The organism is Sphingobacterium multivorum, assembly GCF_039511225.1.
Taxonomy (GTDB): Bacteria; Bacteroidota; Bacteroidia; order Sphingobacteriales; family Sphingobacteriaceae; genus Sphingobacterium.
In genome coordinates this window covers 1,253,796-1,279,569 of the sequence record NZ_CP154261.1, presented here as the reverse complement: position 1 = coordinate 1,279,569, position 25,774 = coordinate 1,253,796, and the positions used below count along the sequence as shown (strand labels likewise).

The 25,774-nt window shown below is 39.9% G+C and carries 23 protein-coding genes; 13 read left to right on the top strand and 10 right to left on the bottom strand.

Annotation, left to right across the window (positions count from 1 at the left end):
* Nucleotides 1–179 precede the first annotated feature (179 nt).
* Nucleotides 180–1,076, top strand: a complete 897-nt coding sequence (locus AAH582_RS05160; RefSeq protein WP_343321375.1) for an EamA family transporter — start codon at nucleotides 180–182, stop codon at nucleotides 1,074–1,076.
* A gap of 177 nt (nucleotides 1,077–1,253) precedes the next feature.
* On the opposite strand, the gene mtaB is transcribed toward AAH582_RS05160, so the two are convergent.
* On the bottom strand, nucleotides 1,254–2,576 hold the full coding sequence (gene mtaB, locus AAH582_RS05155; protein WP_046673996.1) for a tRNA (N(6)-L-threonylcarbamoyladenosine(37)-C(2))-methylthiotransferase MtaB: 1,323 nt from the start codon (nucleotides 2,574–2,576) through the stop codon (nucleotides 1,254–1,256).
* A 266-nt stretch (nucleotides 2,577–2,842) separates the two neighbouring features.
* Here mtaB and AAH582_RS05150 point away from each other — a divergent pair, with 266 nt between their 5' ends.
* The 4 genes from AAH582_RS05150 to AAH582_RS05135 all read left to right on the top strand — a co-directional run bounded on the left by AAH582_RS05150 (nucleotide 2,843) and on the right by AAH582_RS05135 (nucleotide 6,136).
* Complete coding sequence (locus AAH582_RS05150; protein WP_343321374.1) at nucleotides 2,843–3,664, top strand: thymidylate synthase; 822 nt, start codon at nucleotides 2,843–2,845, stop codon at nucleotides 3,662–3,664.
* A 61-nt stretch (nucleotides 3,665–3,725) separates the two neighbouring features.
* Nucleotides 3,726–4,220, top strand: a complete 495-nt coding sequence (locus AAH582_RS05145; RefSeq protein WP_343321373.1) for a dihydrofolate reductase — start codon at nucleotides 3,726–3,728, stop codon at nucleotides 4,218–4,220.
* A 4-nt stretch (nucleotides 4,221–4,224) separates the two neighbouring features.
* Nucleotides 4,225–4,869: a hypothetical protein gene (locus tag AAH582_RS05140; RefSeq protein ID WP_343321372.1), complete on the top strand. Its 645-nt coding sequence runs from the start codon at nucleotides 4,225–4,227 to the stop codon at nucleotides 4,867–4,869.
* 22 nt (nucleotides 4,870–4,891) lie between these two features.
* Nucleotides 4,892–6,136: a serine hydrolase gene (locus AAH582_RS05135; protein ID WP_343321371.1), complete on the top strand. Its 1,245-nt coding sequence runs from the start codon at nucleotides 4,892–4,894 to the stop codon at nucleotides 6,134–6,136.
* 115 nt (nucleotides 6,137–6,251) lie between these two features.
* Here AAH582_RS05135 and AAH582_RS05130 read toward each other — a convergent pair whose 3' ends face one another.
* Nucleotides 6,252–7,259, bottom strand: coding sequence for a D-alanine--D-alanine ligase family protein (locus tag AAH582_RS05130; protein ID WP_343321370.1), 1,008 nt, complete (start codon nucleotides 7,257–7,259; stop codon nucleotides 6,252–6,254).
* A gap of 146 nt (nucleotides 7,260–7,405) precedes the next feature.
* Here AAH582_RS05130 and AAH582_RS05125 point away from each other — a divergent pair, with 146 nt between their 5' ends.
* The 6 genes from AAH582_RS05125 (at nucleotide 7,406) to AAH582_RS05100 (ending at nucleotide 14,094) form a co-directional block, all read left to right on the top strand.
* Nucleotides 7,406–8,392, top strand: a complete 987-nt coding sequence (locus AAH582_RS05125) for a PASTA domain-containing protein (RefSeq protein ID WP_084823161.1) — start codon at nucleotides 7,406–7,408, stop codon at nucleotides 8,390–8,392.
* Between the two features lie 192 nt (nucleotides 8,393–8,584).
* On the top strand, nucleotides 8,585–9,625 hold the full coding sequence (gene mltG / locus AAH582_RS05120) for an endolytic transglycosylase MltG (protein WP_343321369.1): 1,041 nt from the start codon (nucleotides 8,585–8,587) through the stop codon (nucleotides 9,623–9,625).
* Nucleotides 9,625–10,032 carry an acyl-CoA thioesterase gene (locus tag AAH582_RS05115; protein ID WP_070564999.1) on the top strand — a complete coding sequence of 136 codons (408 nt, stop codon included), beginning with the start codon at nucleotides 9,625–9,627 and terminating at the stop codon, nucleotides 10,030–10,032. Before mltG ends, AAH582_RS05115 begins: the two co-directional genes overlap by 1 nt.
* Before the next feature lies 1 nt (nucleotide 10,033).
* Nucleotides 10,034–10,999 (top strand): YihY/virulence factor BrkB family protein, encoded by a 966-nt coding sequence (locus AAH582_RS05110; protein WP_343321368.1) that lies wholly within the window; start codon nucleotides 10,034–10,036, stop codon nucleotides 10,997–10,999.
* A gap of 224 nt (nucleotides 11,000–11,223) precedes the next feature.
* Complete coding sequence (rpsA, locus tag AAH582_RS05105; protein WP_286849831.1) at nucleotides 11,224–13,155, top strand: 30S ribosomal protein S1; 1,932 nt, start codon at nucleotides 11,224–11,226, stop codon at nucleotides 13,153–13,155.
* A 99-nt stretch (nucleotides 13,156–13,254) separates the two neighbouring features.
* Entirely contained in the window at nucleotides 13,255–14,094 is an 840-nt protein-coding gene (locus AAH582_RS05100) for a sulfurtransferase (protein ID WP_343321367.1), read from the top strand.
* Nucleotide 14,095: 1 nt separating this feature from the next.
* Here the strand turns inward: AAH582_RS05100 and AAH582_RS05095 are convergent, their stop codons facing one another.
* The 4 genes from AAH582_RS05095 to gyrB all read right to left on the bottom strand — a co-directional run bounded on the left by AAH582_RS05095 (nucleotide 14,096) and on the right by gyrB (nucleotide 22,227).
* The gene (locus AAH582_RS05095) at nucleotides 14,096–15,997 is read right to left on the bottom strand and encodes a RecQ family ATP-dependent DNA helicase (RefSeq protein WP_046673985.1); all 1,902 of its coding nucleotides are present in this window, start codon (nucleotides 15,995–15,997) and stop codon (nucleotides 14,096–14,098) included.
* On the bottom strand, nucleotides 15,994–18,078 hold the full coding sequence (locus tag AAH582_RS05090) for a ComEC/Rec2 family competence protein (protein ID WP_343321366.1): 2,085 nt from the start codon (nucleotides 18,076–18,078) through the stop codon (nucleotides 15,994–15,996). Before AAH582_RS05090 ends, AAH582_RS05095 begins: the two co-directional genes overlap by 4 nt.
* Entirely contained in the window at nucleotides 18,075–20,111 is a 2,037-nt protein-coding gene (locus tag AAH582_RS05085) for a hypothetical protein (protein ID WP_343321365.1), read from the bottom strand. The genes AAH582_RS05090 and AAH582_RS05085 overlap by 4 nt, the downstream gene beginning before the upstream one ends.
* A 157-nt stretch (nucleotides 20,112–20,268) precedes the next feature.
* Nucleotides 20,269–22,227 carry a DNA topoisomerase (ATP-hydrolyzing) subunit B gene (gene gyrB / locus AAH582_RS05080; RefSeq protein ID WP_046673982.1) on the bottom strand — a complete coding sequence of 653 codons (1,959 nt, stop codon included), beginning with the start codon at nucleotides 22,225–22,227 and terminating at the stop codon, nucleotides 20,269–20,271.
* A gap of 192 nt (nucleotides 22,228–22,419) precedes the next feature.
* Here gyrB and AAH582_RS05075 point away from each other — a divergent pair, with 192 nt between their 5' ends.
* Entirely contained in the window at nucleotides 22,420–23,037 is a 618-nt protein-coding gene (locus AAH582_RS05075; RefSeq protein WP_046673981.1) for an OmpH family outer membrane protein, read from the top strand.
* Nucleotides 23,038–23,125: 88 nt separating this feature from the next.
* Entirely contained in the window at nucleotides 23,126–24,031 is a 906-nt protein-coding gene (locus AAH582_RS05070; RefSeq protein ID WP_046673980.1) for a magnesium transporter CorA family protein, read from the top strand.
* Here AAH582_RS05070 and tsaB read toward each other — a convergent pair.
* From tsaB to rpmH, 4 genes are read right to left on the bottom strand one after another with little or no spacing between them, the layout of a single operon-like run.
* Entirely contained in the window at nucleotides 24,026–24,733 is a 708-nt protein-coding gene (tsaB, locus tag AAH582_RS05065; RefSeq protein ID WP_343321364.1) for a tRNA (adenosine(37)-N6)-threonylcarbamoyltransferase complex dimerization subunit type 1 TsaB, read from the bottom strand. The two genes, AAH582_RS05070 and tsaB, sit on opposite strands and share 6 nt — an antisense overlap.
* Nucleotides 24,734–24,747: 14 nt before the next feature.
* Nucleotides 24,748–25,002: a membrane protein insertion efficiency factor YidD gene (gene yidD, locus AAH582_RS05060; RefSeq protein WP_084823159.1), complete on the bottom strand. Its 255-nt coding sequence runs from the start codon at nucleotides 25,000–25,002 to the stop codon at nucleotides 24,748–24,750.
* The gene (locus AAH582_RS05055; protein ID WP_046673979.1) at nucleotides 24,965–25,381 is read right to left on the bottom strand and encodes a ribonuclease P protein component; all 417 of its coding nucleotides are present in this window, start codon (nucleotides 25,379–25,381) and stop codon (nucleotides 24,965–24,967) included. The genes yidD and AAH582_RS05055 overlap by 38 nt, the downstream gene beginning before the upstream one ends.
* 60 nt (nucleotides 25,382–25,441) lie before the next feature.
* Complete coding sequence (gene rpmH, locus AAH582_RS05050; protein ID WP_075991291.1) at nucleotides 25,442–25,600, bottom strand: 50S ribosomal protein L34; 159 nt, start codon at nucleotides 25,598–25,600, stop codon at nucleotides 25,442–25,444.
* Nucleotides 25,601–25,774: the final 174 nt, after the last annotated feature.

Sequence of the window (25,774 nt, the reverse complement as noted above, 5' to 3'; positions counted from 1 at the left end):
TGTCCTCCGCAACGTACTACGACGAACAATACAGTTTCCAGCCTGTAAATTTCACTTGTTGGACGCATTTAAGCAGTACTGTTAAGCTTGCCCCCGGAGACTGCTTTTCTTGATAAGAACGTCAGATAAGAAAAAGAATTGTTCAGAAATCGTAACTTTGACGCCTAATTTATTTGAGAATGGAAAAATTAAAAGGTGCATTAGCTGTCTTTTTAGGTGCGAGTAGTTTTGGGATACTATCAACGTTTGTTAAAAAAGCCTATGGTAAAGGGTTGAATTTAGGAGAGGTAACGGGAATTCAGGTATTGTTTGGCATGCTTATCCTTTGGCTTATCTATATCATCATCAAACTCTTTTCAGCAAAGTCATTTCACTCTTCAAGCAAGAAATCTTCATGGATCAAGATATTAATCAGTGGTACTTCGACCGGTTTGGTGAGCATTCTCTATTACAAATGTGTACAGCTCGTCCCGGCTTCGTTGGCCATCGTACTGCTCATGCAGTATATCTGGATCGGTGTGGTAATCGAATTTATCTTTTTCAAGGCAAGACCTTCAAAAAACAACCTGATTGGTATCGGCATTGTACTCATTGCAACATTATTAGCGACTGGACTTCTTGAAAAAGGCTTGCAACACCTCAACCTGACAGGTGTCTTATTTGGTCTTTTAGCAGCGACCGCCTATTCGGTCTTCATGATCGTGAATGGCCGCGTCGGCAATGACTATCACCCCATTCAAAAAAGCGCTATTATGGTAACGGGGGCCTGTATACTGGTCTTCACCTTGTTTCCACCTGCTTATTTATGGAATGGTCAATTTGATGGTAACTTCCTCTATTTCGGCTTGATCCTCTCGCTATTTGGCACGGTCATCCCGCCTTTATTATTTGCCTATGGCCTACCGAAAACGGGCTTCTCCTTAGGCGGAATATTAAGTTCGGCGGAGCTACCCGTAGCCACCTGTATGTCGTTTTTTATACTTCATGAAAGTGTATCTACGATACAATGGCTCGGCGTACTTTTGATCTTGGGTACCGTCATCTGGTTAAATGCAGCAAAGAGCAGTACGCATTAGGCGACCGATCCACTTCCGGTCAGCGTACTACAGTCAATTTGATCAGAAACACAACTGTATGCTGCAATCAATAGGGAAATTATGGAATTCCCTTTAACGAAAAAAAGGCAATCTTCTCTAATAAGATTGCCTTTTTTGTATATTATAAAATCTAAATATGGTATAACCCTACAAAGATTAATGTGTCAGTGTCTCCGGAATTTCTTCTACTTCCACTTCACAGGAATCCGTTACTTCCATAAATTTAACCGGCACAACCTCATTCACCAATAATGGATCGTATAAGGTCCGTACTTTGACATAGTTTTTAGAAAAACCATGCATATAACCATCTTTTTCGTCTGCTTCAAACAAGACATCACCAGTCTCACCAAGCTGTGACTCATAAAACGCACGGCGCTTCTTCTCCGAAAGGATGTGCAACATTTTGCTACGATCGCTGCGTTGAGCTCCCGGTACAGCACCGTCCATTTGAGCAGCAATCGTATTCTCCCTTTCTGAATAGGTAAAGACATGCAGGTAAGAAATATCCAAATCATTCAAGAAATTGTATGTATCGATAAAGTCTTCACGTGTTTCTCCCGGAAATCCGACAATAACGTCAACACCGATACAGCAATTAGGCATCAATGACTTGATAAAAGCGACGCGCTCTGTGTAAAGCTCTCTTTTGTACCTTCTGCGCATTAAACTCAGAATTTTATTGCTTCCAGACTGCAATGGCATATGGAAATGTGGAACAAAACGTTTTGATTGGGCCACAAACTCAATAATATCATTGGAAAGAAGATTGGGTTCTATTGAGGAAATACGAATTCTATCAATCCCTTCAACTTCATCCAATGCTTGCACCAAATCCAAGAACCGGTCTTCGCGCTTACCATCCCGAATACCAAAATCGCCAATGTTTACGCCTGTCAACACGATTTCTTTGACGCCTGAAGCTGCAATTTCTTCTGCTTGACGCACAATATCTTCGATCTTGCCCGAGCGACTTCCGCCACGTGCCAAAGGAATCGTACAAAATGTACATGAATAATCGCACCCGTCCTGTACCTTTAGGAACGTACGCGTACGATCGCCAATCGAATAAGCCGAGACAAATTGATTGGTCTCATCGATTGGACCATTATAAACGATCGTTTTTTCCTGTTTCGTCAAATCATTGATATGCTCAATAATATTAAACTTTTCAGCTGCACCTAAGACCATGTCCACTCCGGGAATCTCTGCAATCTCTTTCGGTTTTAGCTGCGCATAACAGCCAACAATCGTAATATAGGCGTTGGGAGAGTGCTTTAAAGCTTCCTTCACTACTTTTCTACACTTCTTGTCAGCATTATCCGTTACCGAACATGTATTGATTACATAAACGTCTGCACGGCTATTGAACGCTGTGGTATCATAGCCTGCATCTTTAAATAAACGACCAATGGATGATGTCTCCGAATAATTCAGTTTACATCCAAGTGTATAAAAAGCTACTTTCTTATTCTCCATAATATTTTGCAAAATTACATTTTTTTTCAGTAACCCCTCTTATCATTTTAAGTTTTGACTTTCTCGTTATAAGGATTTTCCTTAGTTTTGACTATCTTGAAAGGTTGAATGCACCGGCGGCTTAATACGGACAAACTAAATTAGAGCCGGACATGATGTATTCAAATATTCCCCGATTGAGAATCAGACACATAAAATAGTGCTATTCGTTCTATCCAGTTCGATTATAGCATTGATATTTGGTATTTAATAATTACTTTTTACAGATGAAACAATATTTAGATTTACTCAGACATGTATATACGAATGGTGTTGTAAAGACAGATCGTACGGGCACAGGTACCAAAAGTGTCTTTGGATATCAGATGCGTTTCAACCTTCAGGAAGGTTTCCCTTTGGTAACGACGAAGAAATTACACCTGCGGTCCATTATTCATGAATTGATCTGGTTTCTTAAAGGTGAAACCAATATTCAGTATCTCAAAGAAAATGGCGTAAGCATTTGGGACGAGTGGGCTGACGAACAAGGAAATTTGGGCCCTGTATACGGATCACAATGGCGCTCCTGGCCAACACCTGATGGCCGTCATATCGATCAGATCACACAGGTTATCAACCAGCTAAAAAATTCACCGGATTCACGCCGTATTATTGTATCGGCATGGAATGTTGCCGAAATAGAGCATATGGCATTACCTCCTTGTCATGCCTTTTTTCAGTTTTATGTCGCTCCGGCACAACCTGAAAAAGGTATCTTAAAGCCGCAATTGTCCTGTCAACTCTATCAACGTAGTGCCGATATATTCTTGGGCGTTCCTTTCAACATTGCGTCTTACGCTTTATTGACGATGATGGTCGCACAGGTTTGCGACATGGAAGCCGCAGAGTTTATCCACACCCTGGGCGATGCACATATCTACAGTAATCACTTCGAGCAAACGGAGCTCCAATTGAGCCGCGAGCCAAAAGCGCTACCCCAGATGAAAATAAACCCAGAAGTAAAAGATATCTTTAATTTTAAGTTTGAAGATTTTGAATTGTTAAACTACGAATCCCATCCACATATCAAAGCTCCGGTGGCCGTTTAACAAGGAAGGTACCTGATTTTGTAACATATTTTAGCGAACGAATAATCACCTTATATCAAAAATGAGCAACCCAACGATCACATTAATCGTAGCTGCGTCGGAAAACAATGCCATCGGAATCGACAATCAGATGCCTTGGCATTTACCCAACGACTTTAAATATTTTAAGAGAAATACCGTTGAGCACTCTGTCCTAATGGGTAGAAAGACTTTTGAGGCCATAGGCAAAGCATTACCAGACAGAAGGAATATTGTCATTACACGTAACGCGAATTTCCAGGGAGAAGATATTGATGTTGCCAACAGCATCCAAGAGGCACTCTTGTATTGCCGGGATGAACGTGAGGTATTCATCATTGGTGGCGCAAACATTTATCAGCAAGCGCTACCCTTGGCAAATAAAGTGCTTCTGACGCGCGTACATACCACCATCAAAGGTGACGCTTTCTTTCCTGAATTACCCTCAGAAGAATGGGAATTAGTTGCTTCAGATTCGCATCAAGCCGACGAGAAACATGCATTTGCTTATACCTTTGAAGTTTATACGAAAAAATAAATCCATGGGTATTAAAACCAACAGGCAAACATACACTGGAACGCCCAAGTATGTGCTGCCTATTTTATGCTTCGGACTTGTTTTGCTGGGTAATTTGTCGCAAGTTTTTGCGCAATTCCGTGCACCGTATACGATACGTACGCCAGGTGGTAATATTACAATACCAGGATCGTATTCGCCGATCCTCTATTCTTTCGACCGCGAACCGATCAGCAGTAGGTATAAATTTTATATTGTTTTAAAAAATGACAGTACTGTCGTTTCAAAAACCAAAATAAAATTGAGAACGGCAACCAAACCCAGTGAGATATCTTGGCGGGAAAAAGGCAAAAAATACACTGTAACACCAGATCAAACAAAAGAAATTTATCGGATAGATTATTGGAATAAGAAAATTAAAGGCATTCCACAAGATAGCTGCTGGTTATTCCTGGTGGACACTGTTAGTTATGAAAGACGAATCCGTCGCTATAGCATGACCGCTGATATCAATCAGCCTGCGATATCGCATTTCAAGATGGAAAAGTCGAATGAAATTTTACCAATGAAAAAAGAAACCCTGGAGCCTTATGTGGAGGGAAATGAAAAAGCCAAAAAACTGTTATCAAAAAACCAGCTGTTAAAAGCCATAGAGGAGTTTAACCGATAGTAAATAAACACGATACTTGGATATGCGCAAATACCTCACCCTATTTCTCACCCTATTTATGTCAGATCTATACGCTCAAAAGGTAGATACCATATACTTGGAAAAGCTACTCCAAAGCCATCCATATCTATTTCAGAAAATATTAAGTCACCCTACTAAAAACGAGGTACAGATCCTTTACACGCAGATCGATCGTGATAAATCCAATATTCCACATTTCAGGTCGTATAGCTATCGCCTTAATCCACATTGGTATTTTTATCCGGCAAGCACCGTAAAACTTCCGACCGCAATTTTGGCTTTGGAAAAAATCAATGACCTCCATATTGCCGGTTTAACCAAAGATACTCCGCTCCGCATTGATTCTGCTTTTGAAAAGCAGACTAAGGTTCTTGTGGACGAATCGGCCGCCAATGGTCTTCCCTCTGTTGCACAATACGTAAAAAAGATACTATTGACCAGCGATAATGATGCACAAAATAGGCTCTTTGAATTTATTGGTCGTGGAGAACTGAATGCGAAACTTAAAAGATACGGCACTAAATATAGCCGCATTGTCAACCGTCTTGCTATTGGCGACAAAGGCATATGGGCCAAACATACCAACCCCGTCACCTTTTATAAGGGGAAGGATATTATCTATAAACAAGAAGCACAGTTCGATCCCAAGGATTATACCATCAAGCTGTCCAATACGCTTCAGGGGAAAGGTTACATAAACGATAAAGATGAACTTGTTCATGAGCCTTGGAGTTTTGAAGGATTAAATGTATACGCTTTGCAAGATCAACAGCTGATATTGAAGAAATTGTTATTTCCCGAAACATTTCGGCCTAAGGAACGATTTAATCTGAAAAAAGATGATTACGCGCTCCTCTATGACTATATGTCACGCTATCCCTTTGAATCAGATTTCCCAAAATATGATCCAGCAGAATTCTGGCCAACGTATAGCAAGCTCCTTTTTTATGGCCGTGAAAAAAACGCGACCTTAAATCCCAACATCCGGATTTTCAACAAGTATGGCGATTCTTATGGCTATAATATTGATAATGCCTATATCGTCGACTTTGAACATGGGGTGGAATTTATGCTCGCCGTTGTTGTGCAGTCCAATGAAAATGGCATCTATAACGATGGACGCTATGAATATGAAACAGTAACCTATCCTTTTTTAAAAAATATTGGTCAGGTAATTTATCAGGAGGAGCTGAAAAGAGCTAAAAAGTTTAAACCTGATCTATCCAAATTTGATTTCAGAAAATAAAACATAAAAAACGGCTTTCAAGTTATGAAAGCCGTTTGCCTGCGTCGCTATCGCGGTATATTTTTATCCGCCTTGTCCTGAAGGCTGCTTGCTTCAAGGTATTTTTGAAATAGAACTATTTCGATTGTAAGGCTGTTTCGATCAATTCGCCGTAAAAATCTCCCTCCTTCATCCCAAAAGCCCGTACTTGCTGCGGAATAAAGCTTTGCGCAGTCTGTCCAGGAATAGTATTAATCTCGATAAAATAAAATTTATCGGTACCAGTTTCCAAAAAGAAGTCTACACGAACCATACCCTTACAGTTCAATCTCACATAAATTTCCCTTAAAATACGTGCAGCACGCGCCTGCTCTTCTGTCGTCAGCGCTGCCGGTGTAATCTCTTCGGTCAATCCGGGCACATATTTGGCTTCATAATCAAAAAATTCACGTGTAGTACGAACTTCTGTAGCAGGTAAAACAACGAGCTCGCCTTTTGAATTGCGAAAAATTCCCTCGGAAAATTCGCGTCCAGTCACAAATTCTTCAACAATCACCTGTTTCCCCGTATTTTCCGCATCAAAAGCTTTATCAATCGCTTCCTGTAATTGTGCAGATTCCTTTACCTTGGTCATTCCGATACTACTACCACCGGCATTAGGTTTCACAAAATAAGGGAGTGAAAGATTGCTTTCGACGATTTTGATCGCTTCTGGGCGTTGCGATTCAAACAATAAGACCGATTTTGCCAAATGCAATTCCGGAATATCCGATAAGATCGCTTTTGTATACCCTTTATTCATGGTCAATGCGGAGGTCAAGGCATCACATGAGGTATAAGGAATGTCCAATAAATCAAAATAGCTCTGAAGTCTTCCATCTTCCCCAGGCACACCATGCACCATAATAAATGCTAAGTCAAAGCTTAAGGTATCTCCGTTCAATGGAAGCGTAAAATCTGCTTTTGAAATCGGATGCCGTTTACCTGCTAAATCTTCGTAGTACCATGCTTCTTTGGTCACGGTAATCAAATACACATCATATTTGTTGTGATCAAGTTGAGAATTGACGAAGGCAGAACTTTTAAAAGAAACTTCAGCTTCTCCTGTATAACCTCCAGTTATTAATGCTATTTTTGCTTTCATAAATTTTAGCGATTCGAATAGCAAATATAATTTGCTATACACGGAAAAACGAATAATTTTGTGAGGAATAATTTTATTTAATCATTCTGCAAACTTGGCTTTAATATTGCGGTTCTATGCAGAATTAATTTTTATCAAACAGAGAAATGTCCAAAGTCGTACAATATCTTCAGACCCCCACTTTTAGGAAAAATCTTATTGCCGCTCTTATCGCGATAGTATGTGTATTCCTTTTCGTATACGTTGGACTGAAAATATATACCAAACATGATGAATCTATAGCCGTCCCTAAAGTGAAAGGTCTTCATATCAGTGCTGCTATCCAGGCGCTGGAGAACGCTGGGCTCGAATATCAAATCGATTCCGTTTATCAGATGGATGCCAAACCCGGCATGGTCATCGAGCAGGATCCCGAACAAGGCTTCCATGTAAAATCAGGCCGGACGATCTATTTGACCATTATCACGCAAGTAGCTCCTGAGGTTGCTTTTCCGAATATAAAAGACAAAACATTGATCGAGGCAACAGCAATCTTGAAAAACCATAATCTTAGAATCGGAGACACTTCCTATGTGGCAGATATTGCCAGGGATATCGTGTTGGACGCTCAATTTGCGGGACAATCAATCCGTAACGGGCGCATGATCCCTAAAGGTTCACGTATAGACCTAGTTTTGGGAAATGGACTCGGTGCTAATGAAGTGGAAATCCCCAACTTAATAGGCCTTCCGCTAAACGAAGCGAAGTTTGCCTTGTCGGGAGCTGGGCTAGGACTAGGTACCGTGACCTACGATCCAAATGTAACGGATACAGCTACAGCAGTCATTAGTGTACAATCGCCCGGAATAGAAAAGGGCTTAACCAGCTTAGGCGCTAAAATAGACGTAACACTCTCGCTCACGGCACCGACACCATCAACGGGAGCGACAACTGGAGGTGTCACAACAGCTAAACCACAGGCAAACCAACCACAGGGGAATCCGCCAGCGGCAAAACCTCCGGTTCAATCCAAGCCTGTTGCTCCAGCGAAAAGTACCACAACAAATACCCCGGCAGCTAAACCGACAACGACAAATCCGGCTGCAGGACAGAAAAAGGAAAAAGAGAATAAAGGGAATAGTCTCGGCTTTTAAGTTTATTGACTCAAAAATGAAGCTGCATGGCATGTTCTCCATAATCATGGATTAGCGTTCTCGGCAGATTCAGAAATAATATAAAATCATGATGAAACCGATCTACATGTGCGCGATTTCATCAACCATTGACCGCTAAAGGCTGTATGAATACCCTAAATAGCGAACAACAAATGAATAAAAAATTTTAGCATGGAAAATAAAAAAGGAATACCAAGTTGGTTAAAAATCATTGCTCTGATCGCTATTGTTGTTGGAGGTTATTTTGCTTGGACATTTTATAAAGCATTTTATGCTTCGAATGTATCTGGAGAGAAAAAGTACCTGTACATACACGAAGGTGAAAAATATGAAGATGTGCTGAAATCAATCAAGGATTCAAATTTAGTGGATGATATTGCTTCATTTGAGCGTGCCGCACAATATAAAAAATATGATCAAAGTGTAAAACCTGGACGTTATCTGTTAACTCCAGGAATGAACAATAGACGCTTAATTGGCAATTTGATTGGTGGCTACCAAGAACCTGTAAAATTCAGATTTTCCAATGTGCGATTGAAAGAGAATATGGCCGCACTGCTTGGAAAAAGTTTTGAGGCAGATTCTGCACAATTTATCGCTGTACTGAATGATGAGGCTACAGCACAGAAATATGGATTTACAAAAGAAAATCTGGTTTCGGTGTTCATCCCCAATACGTACGAAATTTATTGGAACACCAATCCCGAAAAAGTAATTGCCCGTTTTGATGACGAATGGAAAAAGTTTTGGAATGCAGATCGTATTGCGAAAGCAAAAGCGCTCAATTTGACGCCACAACAGGTTAGCACATTGGCTTCTATCGTCAAGGGGGAAGCCTTACATCAGGATGAAATGCCCATGATAGCCGGATTATATTTAAACCGCCTCAAAAAAGGGATGTTATTACAGGCAGATCCTACTGTGATCTTTGCAAACAATGACTTTACAATCAGAAGGGTATTGAATAAGCACCTCCGAACAGACAATCCTTACAATACTTACATCTATAGAGGCTTGCCCCCAGGTCCTATTTCAATTCCAAGCATTGCTGCAATTGATGCGGTCTTAAACTTTAAGCAACATGATTATATTTACATGTGTGCCAAAGATGATTTTTCAGGGTATCATAATTTTGCAAAAACAGAAGCTGAGCATTTGATCAATGCACGTAAATTCCAACAGGCATTGGACGCCAGAAATATTAAAAAATAATGTTTGTATTTGACCATCAGATTCGTGTCCGCTATGCAGAAACAGACCAAATGGGTTATGTTTATTATGGAAATTATGCTGCATTTTACGAAATAGCGCGGACTGAAATGCTGCGGAGTACGGGGATATCGTATAAGGAGCTGGAAGAAATGGGGGTCATGCTCCCCGTTACGGAGATGAAAACAAAATACCTGAAACCGGGCAAATACGATGATTTGATCACAATACGGGTAACAATCCGCCAGAAACCTGCCGTCCGTATTATTTTTGAATATGAACTGTTCAATGAAAGCGGAGAACTACTCAACCAGGGCGAGACAACTTTGGTCTTTGTCAACATGGAAAAAAATAGACCTTGTATGCCGCCACAGGTTTTCTTGGATAAGATGAGTAACTATTTTAATTGATATGGGGAAAATCCACCAATGGCTATTAAATATTGAACCTTATTTTAGATTAATCGAATGGAGTAAACGTGTCGTACTACCTGGCTTTGGCTCGCTACCACTCTATACTGTGGCTGTATTTTTCTTTCAGGAGCTATCGAGAGATTCCATTGTCAGCAAGGCTTCTTCCCTTTCCTATAGCTTTTTATTGGCCATTTTTCCGGGTATCATTTTTTTATTTACATTGATCCCTTATATTCCGATCAATAATTTTCAGGAACAGTTGCTGGACTTTCTGGCCGTGGTTATTCCCAAAAATGCTTTTCTGGTTGTTGAAACAACTTTGGAGGATATTATTAAAAACCAAAATGGTGGATTACTTTCTTTCGGTTTTTTATTTGCGGCCTATTTTGCAACCAATGGTATGGCCTCTCTGATGAATGCCTTCAATAAGGCTTCCCTCATGACGGAAAGAAGGCCATGGGTCAGAAAACGTTTGCTTGCCTTAGCCTTGGCTTTCCTAATTATTTTTGCGTTAACAGTGGGAATGACGATATTTACCCTAGCTGGCATTACCATAGACTACCTCAAGGAAACCACAGGTATAAAGTCGAGCTTTTGGGCTATACTACTTAAAGTAGCCCGATGGTTGATTATATTTGCTATTTACTTTTTCACGGTAAGCTGTATCTACAAATTTGGTCCCTCCAACTCCAATAAATGGAAACTCTTCAGTCCGGGAGCGTCCATGGCGACCATTTTAGCGATATTGACGTTTTCCATATTTACCTTTTATATCAATCATTTCGGCGCATATAACAAACTTTATGGATCCATCGGGACATTGATTGTCATCATGCTGTGGATTTACCTGAATACACTTATTTTATTATTGGGCTATGAGCTTAATGCGGCAATAGCACTGTCTAAACAAACCATTGTTATTGCCAAACCACGCATTTTCAACTCTTTTAAGAAAGACGAATAGGTGTATTACAATGGTTTAAAAGCCTAATTTACCCATCAGTCTTGCAACATATGAATGGTAAAAGGTGCCAAACGACCGTTCCAACAGTCAGTTTCGTCATCTTACTCAAAAGGCCCGTATAACTGAAAGTCTTTCAATAAAATAAGAAAAATAAAATTTTGCATTTAAAGTTTTTTTGTACCTTTGCAACTCCTACAAAGTAGGAAAAAGGAGAAAATTAATTAATGGCAAAAAAACAAGAAGCAGAAAAAGAATTAGCAGCGAAAAACGCAGAGCTACAAGGTGCTGACACTAAAGTAGTGAAAGACACTGAAAAAATTGAATCAGAAGCTGATTCAAACTTAATCGACGAAATCAAATCAAACACTTGGATCACACCAGAAGGTGAATTTGACTGGGATGCAAATGATAAAGGTTTCGGAAATTATAGCGAAGCTGAACGCGCTAAACTTGAAGCACAATACGCAGATACTTTCAACCAAGTTAACCAAGGTGAAATTATTGAAGGTACTGTAGTTTCTATCAACAACAAAGACGTAGTCTTAAATGTTGGTTTCAAATCTGACGGTTTAGTTTCTTTATCAGAATTCCGTGACTTACCAGAATTAAAAGTTGGTGACAAAGTTGACGTATTCGTTGAGTCTCAAGAAGATGCTAACGGTCAATTAGTACTTTCTCGCAAACGTGCTAAAACTCAAAAATCTTGGGAAGCTATCAATGAGGCATTGGAAAATGATGCAATCATTACTGGTTTCGTTAAGAGCCGTACTAAAGGTGGTCTTATCGTTGATATCAAAGGTGTTGAAGCATTCTTACCTGGATCTCAAATCGATATCAAACCTATCCGTGACTACGATGTATACGTAGGTAAAACAATGGAATTTAAAGTTGTGAAAATCAACCACGAATTCAAAAACGTTGTCGTATCTCACAAAGTGTTAATTGAAAACGATTTAGAAAACCAAAAATCTGAAATCGTTGCTAAATTAGAAAAAGGTCAGGTATTAGAAGGAACAGTTAAAAATATCACTGACTTCGGTGTGTTCATCGACTTAGGTGGTGTTGACGGTTTATTGCATATCACAGATATTTCTTGGGGTCGTATCGAGCATCCAAAAGAAGTTTTGTCATTAGATCAAACAATCAACGTTGTTGTATTAGACTTTGATGATGAGAAAAAACGTATTGCTTTAGGCTTGAAACAATTATCTGAGCATCCTTGGGAATCTTTAGATACTGCATTAGAAGTTGGTTCTAAAGTGAAAGGTAAAATCGTAACAGTTGCTGATTACGGTGCTTTCCTAGAAATCATCCCTGGTGTTGAAGGTTTGATCCACGTTTCCGAAATGTCTTGGTCACAAAACTTACGTTCTCCACAAGAGTTCTTGAAAGTTGGTGACGAGATCGAAGCGCAAATCTTAACGTTAGACCGCGATGAGCGTAAAATGAGCTTAGGTATCAAACAATTGACTCCAGATCCTTGGAAAAACATCACTGAGCGTTACCCTGTAGGTTCTAAACAAACAGCTGTTGTTAAAAACATGACTAACTTCGGTGTATTTGTTGAGTTAGAAGAAGGTATCGACGGTTTGATCCACATCTCTGATTTATCTTGGTCTAAAAAAATCAACCACCCTAACGAATTCACTAAAGTTGGTGAAACATTAGACGTAGTTGTTTTAGAATTAGATGAAGAAAACCGTAAATTATCTTTAGGTCACAAACAATTGGAAGAAAACCCTTGGGATACTTTCGAAACGATCTTTACTGAAGGTTCTATCCACGAAGGTACAGTAATCAAAGTTGGTGACAAAGGTGATATCGTAGCTTTACAATACGGTGTTGAAGGTTTCTGTCCTTCTAAACACTCTGTTAAAGAAGACGGTTCTTCATTGAAAGTTGATGAAGTTACTTCATTCAAAATCATCGAGTTCAATAAAGAGAACAAACGTTTGGTAATTTCTCACTCTCGTATCTGGGAAGAAGAGAAAGAAGAAGCTCGCAAAGAAGAGTCTAACAACCGTAAAAAAGACGCTAAAGCTGAGTCTTCAGCTGTGAAAAAAGTAAAAGATTCTGTTGAAAAATCTACTTTAGGCGACTTAGACGTGTTAGCTCAATTGAAAGAGCAAATGGAAAATGATAAAAACGCTAAGTAATTAGCAATTGAATCCATAAAAAGCGGCTGTTCCAAAAGAACAGCCGCTTTGCTTTTATAGGGATGCTTTTGTAATTTTGTAGCAATAAACGTTATTGTTATGTCATTCAATTCAGCCTTAATTAGCCCCACCGAACTTCAGGAATCATTGGGACAGCATACAGACATTGTCCTCCTTGATTGCACCATCGACAAAGTTGGCCAATCCATCAAGGAAGCCAAGTTCGAAGTACTACCTCATTCTCAATTTTTTGACATCGAAGGGAAACTTTCCGATGCTACTTCTAAATTACCGCATACCCTTGTATCGGCAGAAGTATTCGAACAGGAAATGCAACGCCTAGGAATCAATCAGGATAGTACCGTCGTATTATATGACAGATGGGGTATTTATTCGAGCCCAAGAGCCTGGTGGATGTTTAAGGTTATGGGTTTCGAACAGGTATTTATTCTAGATGGTGGTGTTCCCACTTGGAAAAAAAGCAAATTACCACTCGTAGACCAGTATACAGCTGCCGTAAAACCCGGCAACTTTAAAGCCCAGTTTCAAGCAAACCGTTATGCTGATAAAGCGTATATCTTAACACATTATCGGGATGCTGATGTAAATATTTTTGACGCCAGAAGTAAAGGTCGATTTAGTGGTTTAGTCGCTGAACCGCGGAAAGGCCTTCTTGGTGGACATATTCCTCATTCCAAAAACCTCCCTTTCGACGAGTTATTTGATGGAATAAGTTATAAACCCGTCGATGAATTGAAACAGCAATTTGATCATTTTAATGCGACCGGAAATGAATATGTCTTCTCCTGTGGGTCGGGGATCACGGCCTCAATCTTAGCATTTGCTTGTCATCTTGCTGGTCACGAGCGAATCCGTGTATACGATGGTTCTTGGTCAGAATGGGGGCGCGAAGAGCTTAATCTTCCCATCGAAAAATAGTTTAAAACAAGGTATTCCAAGAATAGAGATTATCCTCCAAGCGGATTTTTTCCGCATCTAAGAGATCACGGATGATTTCTATTCTTTTCTTTTCGGTACCTATCGTTAAGCTACCAATCAAATCGTGGATATTTTTAGCTCCAGCGAGCAAACTGCTTTTGATTTCTGCTTTAATATCTGCCCGCTGCTTTTCCTGATGATTGCGGATCAGACATAAATCGCATACTTCACAGAACCCCGCATTTTTCTCGCCAAAATATAACAATAGTGACTGACTGCGGCAATTGCTATGTTCAATGTAACCGATCATGCCATTGACTTCTTCTTCTTTCACCTGATGGCGATCGCGAATAAAAATATGATCGATATGCAGGTGTTTGTAATCGACGCGGTTCTGCAAAAAGGTCAATTGTGGCGCATCTGTAGAAGGTAGATAACTCGCTATTTCCAACAACTCTAACGACTTCAACAGCTCGACAACACGATCATAAGGCAGACCCAACTTACGCGCAAATTCATATTCATTGATGAGAATATAATTTTCAAATACGCCTCCATAGCTACGCAAAATAGCCTTAATGAGCTTATCATATTTGACATACTGCACCTGAACTTTATACAATTCGGCGCTATCAATTTCAAACTTAAAGCGTGAGGGTATTGTTATAGCTTCTGACAAAACCAACCAAGTGTCCCGTTCCAGAAACTTCAGCGCATTCATAACGGGAACCAATGGCAGCTGATATTTTTTGGCAAAAGCAACAACATCAAAATCTACAGTCACTCCTTCTCCAGCACCATAGGGAATCTGAAAATGATTACAAAGGTAATGATAGGTCTGTTGAATAAATGGAATATCAGGAAAACTAGCTTGCAAATTATCGACAAGTTTTTGCTCATCTGTCTTTTGATAAAGAATAACGGGATAGGCCTTCTTGCCATCTCGTCCTGCCCTACCGGCTTCTTGATAATAGGCCTCCAACGAATCGGGCAAATCGAGATGAATCACAAAACGCACGTCGGGTTTATCAATTCCCATCCCAAAGGCATTTGTAGCTACAATTACTCGAACAACATTTGTCATCCACCCGTGCTGTTTCTGATCCCGTTCCTGCCCCGAAAGTCCGGCATGGTAATAATCTGCCGAAATGCCGTTATTGACCAAAATACGGGCTATCTCCTGCGTTTCTCGCCGGTTTCTGACATAGACAATCCCGGATCCGCCCAACTTATGTATAATCCGCACCATACGTCCCATCTTATCCTCTTCTTCAATGGCCATATAAGCCAGATTTTCGCGAAGAAAGCTTTTGACAAATACATTTTCTTTCGGAAAATTCAGTTTCTGCTGAATATCACTGATGACACGCTCCGTTGCGGTCGCCGTAAGAGCTAGAAAAGGGACCTGGGGATGCAGTTCCCGCAACTTAGCGAGTTCTAAATAGGGCGGCCTAAAATCATATCCCCATTGAGAAATACAATGTGCTTCATCTATGGCAAATAGATTTACATTCATAAACCGTATGCGCTCCCTTACCATATCATTGTACAATCTTTCCGGAGAAAGATAGAGAAATTTTATTTGCCCATAGACGCAATTATCCAGGGTAATATCCACTTCCCTCTTCCGCATTCCAGCATAAATTGCGACCGCCTGAATTCCATTTTTTTTCAAATGCTCAACCTGATCTTTCATCAATGCAATAAGCGGTGTTACGACAATACAAATCCCTTCTCGCATCAAGGCAGGTACTTGAAAACAGATCGACTTTCCGCCGCCAGTCGGCAATAAAGCCAAGGTATCTTTACCTGAAATGACCGATTGAATAATTTCTTCCTGCAAGGGTCTAAATGATTCGAATCCCCAGTATTGCCTTAAGATTGATATACTATCTTGCGTCATAAATTCTCCTTATCCCAAACATACGCAAAATTATCTTTCATGAGATAATTCTGTACACCCAAACTATCTAACATGTGTTGAGTTTGCAGCGATTGTTCCATTGAATTGGATCCATCCATTATAACAAGTTTTGGCCTAATTTGCTTCAATAATCGGGGTAAACCATCTAATATATTTTTCCTAAAGATAACGAGGTCAGCATGTGGCATTTTCCCTTGCGTATGTGATAGAATAGCTATTTTACCCAAGGGGAGCGTAACAAGATAGTTTTTACGCTCCCGGCCATTCAAAGCCACAAACTGAACTTCTTTTTTTGTCAATAATTGAATTTCTCTTCCACATGCATATTGCAAGCCCCGGGCTTGCAAAGAATCAAATGTGCTGTAAATGATACCGCGCCCACCTTTGAAATAACCGATCGTCAACTCTTGTTTCGTATTATAGACCCGAAATCGTTCTGCATCTTTATTTTCTAAGCGTTTTTGCACAGTGATCAATAGCATTCCAATTGCACAGCATCCCCCTAACCAAACGTATTTTTTATCTTTCCACTGAAAAGCATATAAACAAGAAAACAGTGCAAAATAGGTCAAAAATAGGAGCTCCAGCCCCATAGGATAAACTTTTATTGTTGAAAAAGCCCAATGGTCAATATGTTTCAATCCGTATAAGATGAAGGCAATGAGATGCTCCAAGAGGAAACCCATTAAATCGTTAAGCCCTTCCATTGGACTAATTGTCATGATAAAACCGAGATACATCGCTAGGGTTGAAGGAAAATCGACTAATAAGTTAGCTACCAGAAAATAAGTTGGAAACTGTCCAAAATAATAAAGGCTCAGTGGCGTTGTCAGGATTTGCGCGGCGATAGACACCGCCAGTGTATCTCTCAAAAGCCGCAATATCGGTCTTTTGACAGGAAGAAGTTCCTCGACAAGCGGCGAACATACAATCATACCTAAAACCGCTAGAAAAGACAGTTGAAATCCCACATCAGCAACCGCCCTTGGAACGACCAGCAGAATCAATACTGCGGCAATAATAAGCGAATTGAGCGTTGAAAAGCCTCGTTTAAAATGCTTTGCACAGAGTACAAAACTAATCATAATAGCCGCCCGCGTAATGGGCGGATCAAGACCTGCAATAAAAGCATATATCCAGATCATACTCAATAACAAAATTAGTGGCAACCATCTGAGATAGGAAGGCCAAGCAATTCGTTTGAAAATAAGGGATAAAAACCCGAATAAAACAGCAACATGCATTCCCGATACACTTAACACATGTATCGTTCCCGTATTAGTGAAGGCCTGTATGCTTTCGGCACTGATATCGCTCCGGGAACCATATAATAAAGCTGACGCAATCGCAAAGTTCTCATCCCCTTTAATATGGGGTCGAAGCTTGAGCAAAAAATATCTTCTCATTTGTAAAGCGAGCGCAATCAACGAAAAAGTCGTTGTTTCTTGCCGGCTGATCAGCTTATATTGACCAGAGACTGCGAAAAGTTCATGGTAGACATGCTGCCTTTTCAAATACGCCCTATAATCAAACTCCATTGGATTGAATGGCGGAGCTATTTCTTGGGGCTGACCTTTTAACCACAGTAGGTCACCAAACTGCAGCGCATTCTTCTGGCTGGATTTTAGGGATAACATAAGTCTACCTGTCGTTTCTATAAATTCACCTTTTTGGTAAGCCCCTATTACCTCTGTAGAAAAACGAACGATACCACGCTTCACTTTGGGCTCTTCAATAATTTTGACCACAAAACGATCTGTCATTATATGGGAGAAATGACCGATTGCAACCAAAGGGTCCTCGCGCCAAAATTGGAAAATCCCCAATAATACAACAGACACATAATATCCGCAGGTATACCCGTATTTGCGAATCGTACCTTTAAAAAAATAACTAAACATCGTTAACAGAGTCATCACAACCAATCCCTGCTGTATATAGTGAAATAAGGAAAGCGACATCGGTAATTTAGGGGTGAAGAGAAGCGTCACAATATATACGACAGCTATCTTAAGAATAGGCAGCCGCTCTAATCTTTGTGTAAAACTCAGCTCTTTCATAACTGCCACCGCAACTGCACCTTAACCTCGGATTTTCTATTGCCCTCAATTTGGTCCAATCCAGTCCCAATACGCTCTCGCCCCGGATAATAATAGACCGCATATTTGGCCCATACCTGAAGATGGCGACTTAACCGATATTGCAGATTCAAGTACATTCTCCATCCTCGTGTATTGTACATTCCAAAACCCGAAGCATATAATACATCCCGCTCATAAGCATAGATCCGATTATCATAACTTGCCGCATCGAAATACGCGATCCGCATATTCGACTGGAACCTTCCAGTGGTAGACTTCCGGAATATATCTTGATAAAACATGTATCCGAAACTATTTTCCTGATACTCTTTTTGAAATAAATTGGCTTCTATACGGGAGCGAATAGTCCACATTGAACCTAAGCGATAATGAAATTCCAGCCTTAACTGCTGTTTACCGGTATTCACAAGCCCATTCTCGGTTTGCCCCTCTCCCTGGTAGTTCACTTGTTTCAATCGGTTACGATAGCGCAACGAAAGTTGGCCTTTCTTGTGCCACATGTAACTCAGCTGACTAAAGAAATCGGCCCCAGTAGATTGGGTATCAGCCTGATACTTTGCTCCGGGAAAACGAAATATATCGGCATAATTGGACCAGAGCAATTTTCTTCCCAATTGATATGTTAACCCCACATAAGCCCCCTGCTCGTTGGAGGTATTATCCGATTCACCAAATCCCTGTCCATAAAAAGTATGAAAATTCTTCTTGTAGTCCCGAAGCAATATTACCGATGATAAACGTGGATGTAAGCTTATGATAGCTCCTGCCACCAATGCCGAACCGCCGTCGATACTATTCGCATATTCACCAAATAAATAAGCATTTCGAATCGTATAGTTTACATATAAACTTATATTTCGCAGCAAATCCCCTTCAAAGTCCGCTTTTTGCCGTATTGCTTTGCCTCTCGTTTTAAAGGCATCCAATTGAGTCTGATTGAAATGAATTCCTATTTTTATCCGTTTATAGCGCCACAATAGATTCAATCCATAGGCTAGTTGAGATGCGGCATGACGGTATTGCTGTTCGGTTGCGGTCCGATGCAGTCCGGTACTCGCGATTGTTGAAATCGTTGCAGGAGAATCGATAAGGTTAACTTTTCCATCAATGGATTGGTAGGAGATATAGGGTGTAATCTCAAATTGACCGATCTGTAGTGTCCCGGCAATACCCCGCATAAAATTTGCTTCATTTAAGGAAGTATATGACTTTACTCCAATCCCTTGTCTTGCTGTATGCTGTACCAGTCCTCCTTTTCCAAAATTCAAACCGTTCCACATGCTGAGCCCTTGTCCAAATTGCAAAGCATAGTCGCCGATTAAGATATTCCTGAAACGGCCAAAATTCTTTATCGATATGCTTAGGCTATAGAAATCGAATCCCATTTTTTGTTTATCCCTAAAAAAGGGTTCCCCAGCATCTTTCTCCATATTGACTGCGAGGTGGACTGCATCGTTCAATTGGGCTCTATACCTAAAAGCATAACGATTGGCATCGCCGAGATAATGGGACTTCGTCGTATCGACTATACGGTACCCTTTTGCTTTCTCGAGTGTCCGGGCATATCGTACCGTAAATTCCTGTTTAAAATTTCTCGATTTCAGGGTCTCAAGAGAAGATCCCGCGCCTACCCTCACGAAAGGTAACAATAAACTGATCACACGATCATTAAACCCTTCAATAGACTGTAGTTCGAGTACGTCAATAAAATTTCCTGAAATGGTTCTATGGTCCAGTAGATGCTCGATTAATAAAGGGTCTAAAAACTGTAATTCTGTGAGTTCTCTTCCATCTGTTTTGTTGAGATCGATCGGGTGTTTGAGATAATGATACCACTTTTCAGTGAATTCACTCAAATCAGCGTCCGCTGGGAACTCTTCCGATAAGCTTTCAAATAAATCTTGGAAATCGATTTTTTCATTTGTTTGCGCCTGGCAGGTTATTCCAATAAAACAACCTATAAAGAGCAAAATTTTGCTACAATATTTCATAATAGGTTTTAATTAATATTGGCTAATTGCTAGGCGATGAACCCTTTATCCCGGCAGAAAAACGATTCACTGGTATGAAATTAGGAAATATAACAGAATAAAAAAAGCCTGATAAAAAATTTTATCAGGCTTTTTTATTCTGTTATGATAAGATCAATTAAATATCAATCTTAGCGTAACGTGCATTTTTCTCAATAAATTCACGACGTGGTGCAACTTCGTCCCCCATTAGCATAGAGAAAATACGGTCACATTCCGCAGCGTTTTCAATCGTCACCTGTCTTAAAGTACGCGTCTCGGGGTTCATGGTGGTATCCCATAACTGTTCAGCATTCATCTCTCCAAGACCTTTATAACGTTGTACGTGTACACTATCTTCTTTACCTGACCCTTTCAAACGCTGAATCGCATTGATACGTTGATCTTCATTCCAAGCATATTCATGTTCTTTTCCTTTCTTAACCAAATATAATGGCGGCGTAGCGATATAGACATATCCTCTTTCAATCAATTCCTTCATGTACCTGAAATAGAACGTCAGGATCAATGTTGTAATGTGGGACCCATCCACATCGGCATCGGTCATGATAATGATGCGGTGATAACGTAATTTCTCAAGATTCAATGCCTTAGCATCTTCGGCAGTACCGACACTCACTCCCAAAGCTGTAAACATGTTCTTGATCTCCTCATTTTCGTAGATCTTATGTTCCATTGCTTTTTCGACGTTAAGGATCTTACCACGTAAAGGCATGATTGCCTGATGTTTTCTATCACGACCAGACTTTGCAGTACCACCCGCAGAATCCCCCTCGACGAAATAGATCTCACACTTTGTCGGATCATTGTCTTGGCAATCGGCCAATTTACCTGGAAGTCCGGAGCCTCCCATAACGGTTTTACGTTGCACCAGATCACGGGCTTTACGCGCAGCAGCACGTGCTTGAGCCGCAATGACAACCTTTTGAACGATAGATTTAGCTTCGCGTGGATTCTCTTCCAAATAGACGCCTAAGATCTCACCTACGGCAACATCTACAGCCCCCATAACTTCAGAGTTTCCTAATTTTGTTTTTGTTTGTCCTTCAAATTGAGGTTCTGCAACCTTGACTGAAATAACGGCTGTTAATCCTTCACGGAAGTCATCACCGGTAATTTCCACTTTTAAGTTCTTAAGCAAACCGGACTTGTCCGCATACGCTTTCAAGGTACGTGTCAAACCACGACGGAAACCGGCAACATGAGAGCCGCCTTCAATCGTATTGATGTTATTCACATAAGAATGGACATTCTCCGAATAGGTATCGTTATATTGTAAAGCCAGTTCAACAGGGATACCTTGTTTTACACCTTCAACATAAATTGGTTCAGGGATCAACGACTGACGGTTACCGTCCAAAAATTTCACAAATTCTTTAAGACCGCCCTCCGAATAGAATGTTTCTTTCTTTTCAGAACCGTCTTCATTTGTTTCACGCTCATCATTCAACGTCAAACTTACACCTTTATTTAAAAATGCTAGCTCACGAAGACGATTTGCCAATGTATCGTAATTATAAACAGTTGTCTGCGTGAAAATTGTCGCATCCGGATGGAACGTTACAATAGTACCCGTCTTATCCGAAACACCAACTTCCTTTACATCATATAAAGGCTTACCAATTTGGTATTCTTGCTGGAAAATTTTTCCATCGCGGTGAACCTCAGCCTTCAAAAGGGTGGACAACGCATTCACACAGGAAACACCGACACCATGCAGACCACCAGAAACCTTGTATGTATCCTTATCAAATTTACCTCCAGCATGCAATACGGTCATTACAAGCTCTAAGGCCGATTTATTCTCTTTTTTGTTGATTCCTGTGGGAATACCACGACCGTTATCGCGGACAGAAATCGAATTATCTTTATGGATAGTAACGAAGATATCTGTACAATATCCCGCTACAGCTTCATCGATTGAATTGTCAACTACCTCGTATACCAAATGGTGCAATCCTTTTACACCGGTGTCACCAATATACATGGATGGACGCTTACGAACCGCCTCTAAACCCTCTAATACCTGAATATTATCGGCCGAATAGGTGGATGCATTTTTATTTTCTTCGCTCATTGAAAACCTCTTAAATGTAATATTCAAAAATACGAAATTTCGGCCGATTTATCAAGTCTATAAGGAAGTATTGACCCGATATTCGGAATTAATGATACATAGGATAATTTTACTTTTTTAATACTAAAAACTAGAATTTCGATTTTTTTATGTTAGGTTTGTTTTCAGTAATAACTTGCAAATAACAAAAAAATGAATACTATATTTTCAATTGTATCGAAAGTTTCCTTTGGCCTTTTATTGGTTGGAACTATTGCATCATGTAATCAAGGTGCAAAAACAGCAAACGAACCTGCAAAAAATGACTCTAATACGGTAAGCAAGGAAAGTCAGGGAAGTAACAAAGATAAAATCGTCTATTTAAACTCGGATTCACTTTCTGAAAAATATCAATATTTTAAGGACATTAAGTCAAAGCTTGAAAACAAAGTAAAGAAAGCACAAACAGATCTGCAATCTAAAAGTACTGCCTTCCAACGCGAAGTTGCCGAATATCAAAAAAATGCAGCCACAATGTCTGCTCCTGATAGACAAGCTACGGAACAAAAACTGGCGCGTAAACAAGATGAGCTTGCACGTTTAGACCAAACAGCTTCTTCTTCCATTGCAAAGGACGAGTCTGAAGAATTCAACAATGTTTATAACAAAATTACCGAATTCCTGAAAAAACATGCTGCTGAAAATGGCTACAAACTGGTGCTGACCTATTCGAAGACCAACCCAACAGTATTGTATGCAGACCCATCTTTGGAAATCACGAATGAAGTAATTAAACAGTTAAATGAAGAATATAAATCTTCAAATAAATAGAAGATCATCCTAATTTAAGAAAGCCATCAACTGAGTTGATGGCTTTTTTTATTTTCTTTCTTATCTTGTCCTTACTAAAATTAGATTTATGGTCAGAACGATTGTTGAAAAAGAAATCGCGAACTACGAATGGATAGATATAGCTGAGCCAACCTCAGAAGACTTCGCCTTCATCAAAGAGCGCTTCAATTTGAATGAAGCATCGATCAAGGATTCCAAAGAACCAGAACATCTACCTAAAATTGAAGAATTTGAGAATTATACTTTTGTCATTCTTCGTGTCATGTCGGACAATTTTAAAGAAAATTCAGACAGTATCGGAGAAATCACCGATCGCCTGACCATCTTCTATGGAAGTGATTTTGTGATTACGGTACACAAACGTCGCATCGAGTTTTTAGAAAAACTTAAAAATATTGAATTCACGTCTATCAAGACAAAAAATAGTCGTAAACTGGCTGTATTTATCACGACTGCGGCTGTATTTACCTTTAGCCAAACGTTAGAACAACTTTCAACACGAATCGATGCTTACGAAGAATTGATATTCCTCAAACGCATGAAACAACAGCCGATACTGAAAAATCTTTATTTTATCAAAAGGCAGATTGATGTTGCGCGAAAGGTCATCTTTCTCTACAGGGAGGTCGTCGAGCATTTCCATTCTTCGTCAAAAAAAGATGTCTATACCCGGGATTTAAAAGACCTGCAGGTCCGGACATCAACCTTGTACGAAAACTTATCGGAAAATGTAGCTCAACTGCTTAATGTGTATTTCAACATCTCATCTAATCACACCAATGAGATTATGCGTATCCTGACAATTTTCTCCGTATTTTTTATGCCCATCACTTTTGTGGCAGGAATTTATGGAATGAATTTCAAAAATATGCCCGAACTGGAATGGTACTATGGATATCCAGTGGCCATGGGGATCATGGTCGCCATATCCCTTGCCATTTATCTGTGGTTCAAAAGAAAAGGTTGGCTATAATAAGCCAACCTTTTTCTTTGCCGTGGTAACCACAAAATCTTTAAGATAGAATGGCTCAAAATACGCAACATCCTCAAACTCTTGCCGCTGAAATTTATCAAAGGCCAACGTCGATAGAAAAGTTGCGGAAACATTAAACCCGCTAAGCACATTCACCCGATCCGATGCGCTGAACAAATCTTCGAATTTATCGGCTCCCGAACCAAATAAATGGACACGATGGTAGTTCTGTAATAATTCATTGAAATAATCGACATCGATAATTTCTGCTGATGTCGCTTTCACCAATGCAGCATTATGGTCATAAACTGCCGTATACACTTCCATACGGCGGGCATCGATCATAGGAAGATAAGCATCACCTGCTGTTGAACCAAATTGTCCCTTATACCCTAGAAACAACGCTTCTAACGTATTAATAGCGATTAAAGGTATATCTAACGCATAACAGAGACCTTTAGCCGTAGATACCCCTATTCGTAAACCAGTATAAGAGCCCGGTCCCATGCTCACCGCTACAGCACTTAAATCCTGCATCGTTCGGTTTGTCTGTTTAAGGACTTCCGCGATCAAAATAGTCAATTTAGCCGCATGAGCATTAGGTTCATCGAGATCGATAACCCGTAGCGTTTGACCATTTTCACTCAAAGCAACCGAGCAAATCGTGGTTGAAGTATCAATTTGTAAAATTAAATTATTCATCGTCATTATTGAAATCAAGGCACAGGATCATGTCCGTGCCCACCCCAGGGGTTACAACGTGCGATTCGTTTCAAAGCCATCCATCCACCTTTAAAAGGACCATATTTCAGAATGGCGTCCTTCCCGTACTGAGAACAGGTAGGCGTGTATCTACAATTGGCGCCTAAAAATGGTGAGATAAAAACTTGGTAGAAACGGATAATAGCCAAGAAAATAAAACTAAACAGGGGCTTAATCCCCTTTTTCCAAATAAGCTTCAGCACATTCATCCTGCAATTTTTTTAGCATTTTATTCATTGCGGCACTAAACATATCATACGCTAAGATTTGCTTGCCTACATATTGAATAGCTAAATACAAAGTTACATTATGTTCCAACAAAAATGGAATCAAATCATTCGATTTTTGTAAACGGTAACTCTCACGCATCATTCGCTTAATCGAATTGCGATCAACTGCTCTTTTGAACCTACGTTTGGATACAGAAATAATAGACTGACTGGAGGGGATATCGTCAGCCGCAGTGTTTTTCTCGAAGATAAAAACAACTCTAAACGGATACAAGACAAAAGAAGAACCGCTTTTAAAAAGCGTATCAATACGCCTTTTCGCACATAACCGTTCTTCTTTTGTAAATGTATTTTTCATACGATGACTTAATCTTATTAGAAAAAGCTCTTATAAGCGGCCACCGATCCTTGTCAAAGATTAACCTTTGTGACGGTATTCGTCAGACACTGTAAGACGTTTTCTACCTTTAGCTCTACGTGAAGCTAATACTCTTCTACCGTTTGCAGAGCTCATGCGCTCTCTAAAACCGTGTTTGTTTCTTCTTTTTCTTTGCGATGGCTGAAATGTTCTTTTCATGACGCTATTATGCTAATTTGTTCTTACTTCAATTAATACAAAACTCCCCAAGAGGAATGCAAAAGTAAAGTTTATTTTAGAGAAAAACAAACAATATTACGAACATTTAAAGTTAATGTGAAGCGGACAAGCTAATTTATTCAGCTACAGCTTCAAAAAACAATTTTCCAAGTA

Excerpts from the sequence above, each read along its gene's own strand:
- AAH582_RS05055 (WP_046673979.1), bottom strand. The coding sequence starts at position 25,381 with ATGAAAAATACATTTACAAAAGAAGAACGGTTATGTGCGAAAAGGCGT.
- AAH582_RS05110 (WP_343321368.1), top strand. The coding sequence starts at position 10,034 with ATGGGGAAAATCCACCAATGGCTATTAAATATTGAACCTTATTTTAGA.
- AAH582_RS05100 (WP_343321367.1), top strand. The coding sequence starts at position 13,255 with ATGTCATTCAATTCAGCCTTAATTAGCCCCACCGAACTTCAGGAATCA.
- AAH582_RS05095 (WP_046673985.1), bottom strand. The coding sequence starts at position 15,997 with ATGACGCAAGATAGTATATCAATCTTAAGGCAATACTGGGGATTCGAA.
- AAH582_RS05125 (WP_084823161.1), top strand. The coding sequence starts at position 7,406 with ATGTCCAAAGTCGTACAATATCTTCAGACCCCCACTTTTAGGAAAAAT.
- AAH582_RS05090 (WP_343321366.1), bottom strand. The coding sequence starts at position 18,078 with ATGAAAGAGCTGAGTTTTACACAAAGATTAGAGCGGCTGCCTATTCTT.
- rpmH (WP_075991291.1), bottom strand. The coding sequence starts at position 25,600 with ATGAAAAGAACATTTCAGCCATCGCAAAGAAAAAGAAGAAACAAACAC.
- yidD (WP_084823159.1), bottom strand. The coding sequence starts at position 25,002 with ATGAATGTGCTGAAGCTTATTTGGAAAAAGGGGATTAAGCCCCTGTTT.
- AAH582_RS05085 (WP_343321365.1), bottom strand. The coding sequence starts at position 20,111 with ATGAAATATTGTAGCAAAATTTTGCTCTTTATAGGTTGTTTTATTGGA.
- AAH582_RS05150 (WP_343321374.1), top strand. The coding sequence starts at position 2,843 with ATGAAACAATATTTAGATTTACTCAGACATGTATATACGAATGGTGTT.
- mtaB (WP_046673996.1), bottom strand. The coding sequence starts at position 2,576 with ATGGAGAATAAGAAAGTAGCTTTTTATACACTTGGATGTAAACTGAAT.
- gyrB (WP_046673982.1), bottom strand. The coding sequence starts at position 22,227 with ATGAGCGAAGAAAATAAAAATGCATCCACCTATTCGGCCGATAATATT.
- AAH582_RS05070 (WP_046673980.1), top strand. The coding sequence starts at position 23,126 with ATGGTCAGAACGATTGTTGAAAAAGAAATCGCGAACTACGAATGGATA.
- AAH582_RS05115 (WP_070564999.1), top strand. The coding sequence starts at position 9,625 with ATGTTTGTATTTGACCATCAGATTCGTGTCCGCTATGCAGAAACAGAC.
- AAH582_RS05075 (WP_046673981.1), top strand. The coding sequence starts at position 22,420 with ATGAATACTATATTTTCAATTGTATCGAAAGTTTCCTTTGGCCTTTTA.
- AAH582_RS05145 (WP_343321373.1), top strand. The coding sequence starts at position 3,726 with ATGAGCAACCCAACGATCACATTAATCGTAGCTGCGTCGGAAAACAAT.
- rpsA (WP_286849831.1), top strand. The coding sequence starts at position 11,224 with ATGGCAAAAAAACAAGAAGCAGAAAAAGAATTAGCAGCGAAAAACGCA.
- AAH582_RS05130 (WP_343321370.1), bottom strand. The coding sequence starts at position 7,259 with ATGAAAGCAAAAATAGCATTAATAACTGGAGGTTATACAGGAGAAGCT.
- AAH582_RS05140 (WP_343321372.1), top strand. The coding sequence starts at position 4,225 with ATGGGTATTAAAACCAACAGGCAAACATACACTGGAACGCCCAAGTAT.
- mltG (WP_343321369.1), top strand. The coding sequence starts at position 8,585 with ATGGAAAATAAAAAAGGAATACCAAGTTGGTTAAAAATCATTGCTCTG.
- tsaB (WP_343321364.1), bottom strand. The coding sequence starts at position 24,733 with ATGAATAATTTAATTTTACAAATTGATACTTCAACCACGATTTGCTCG.
- AAH582_RS05135 (WP_343321371.1), top strand. The coding sequence starts at position 4,892 with ATGCGCAAATACCTCACCCTATTTCTCACCCTATTTATGTCAGATCTA.
- AAH582_RS05160 (WP_343321375.1), top strand. The coding sequence starts at position 180 with ATGGAAAAATTAAAAGGTGCATTAGCTGTCTTTTTAGGTGCGAGTAGT.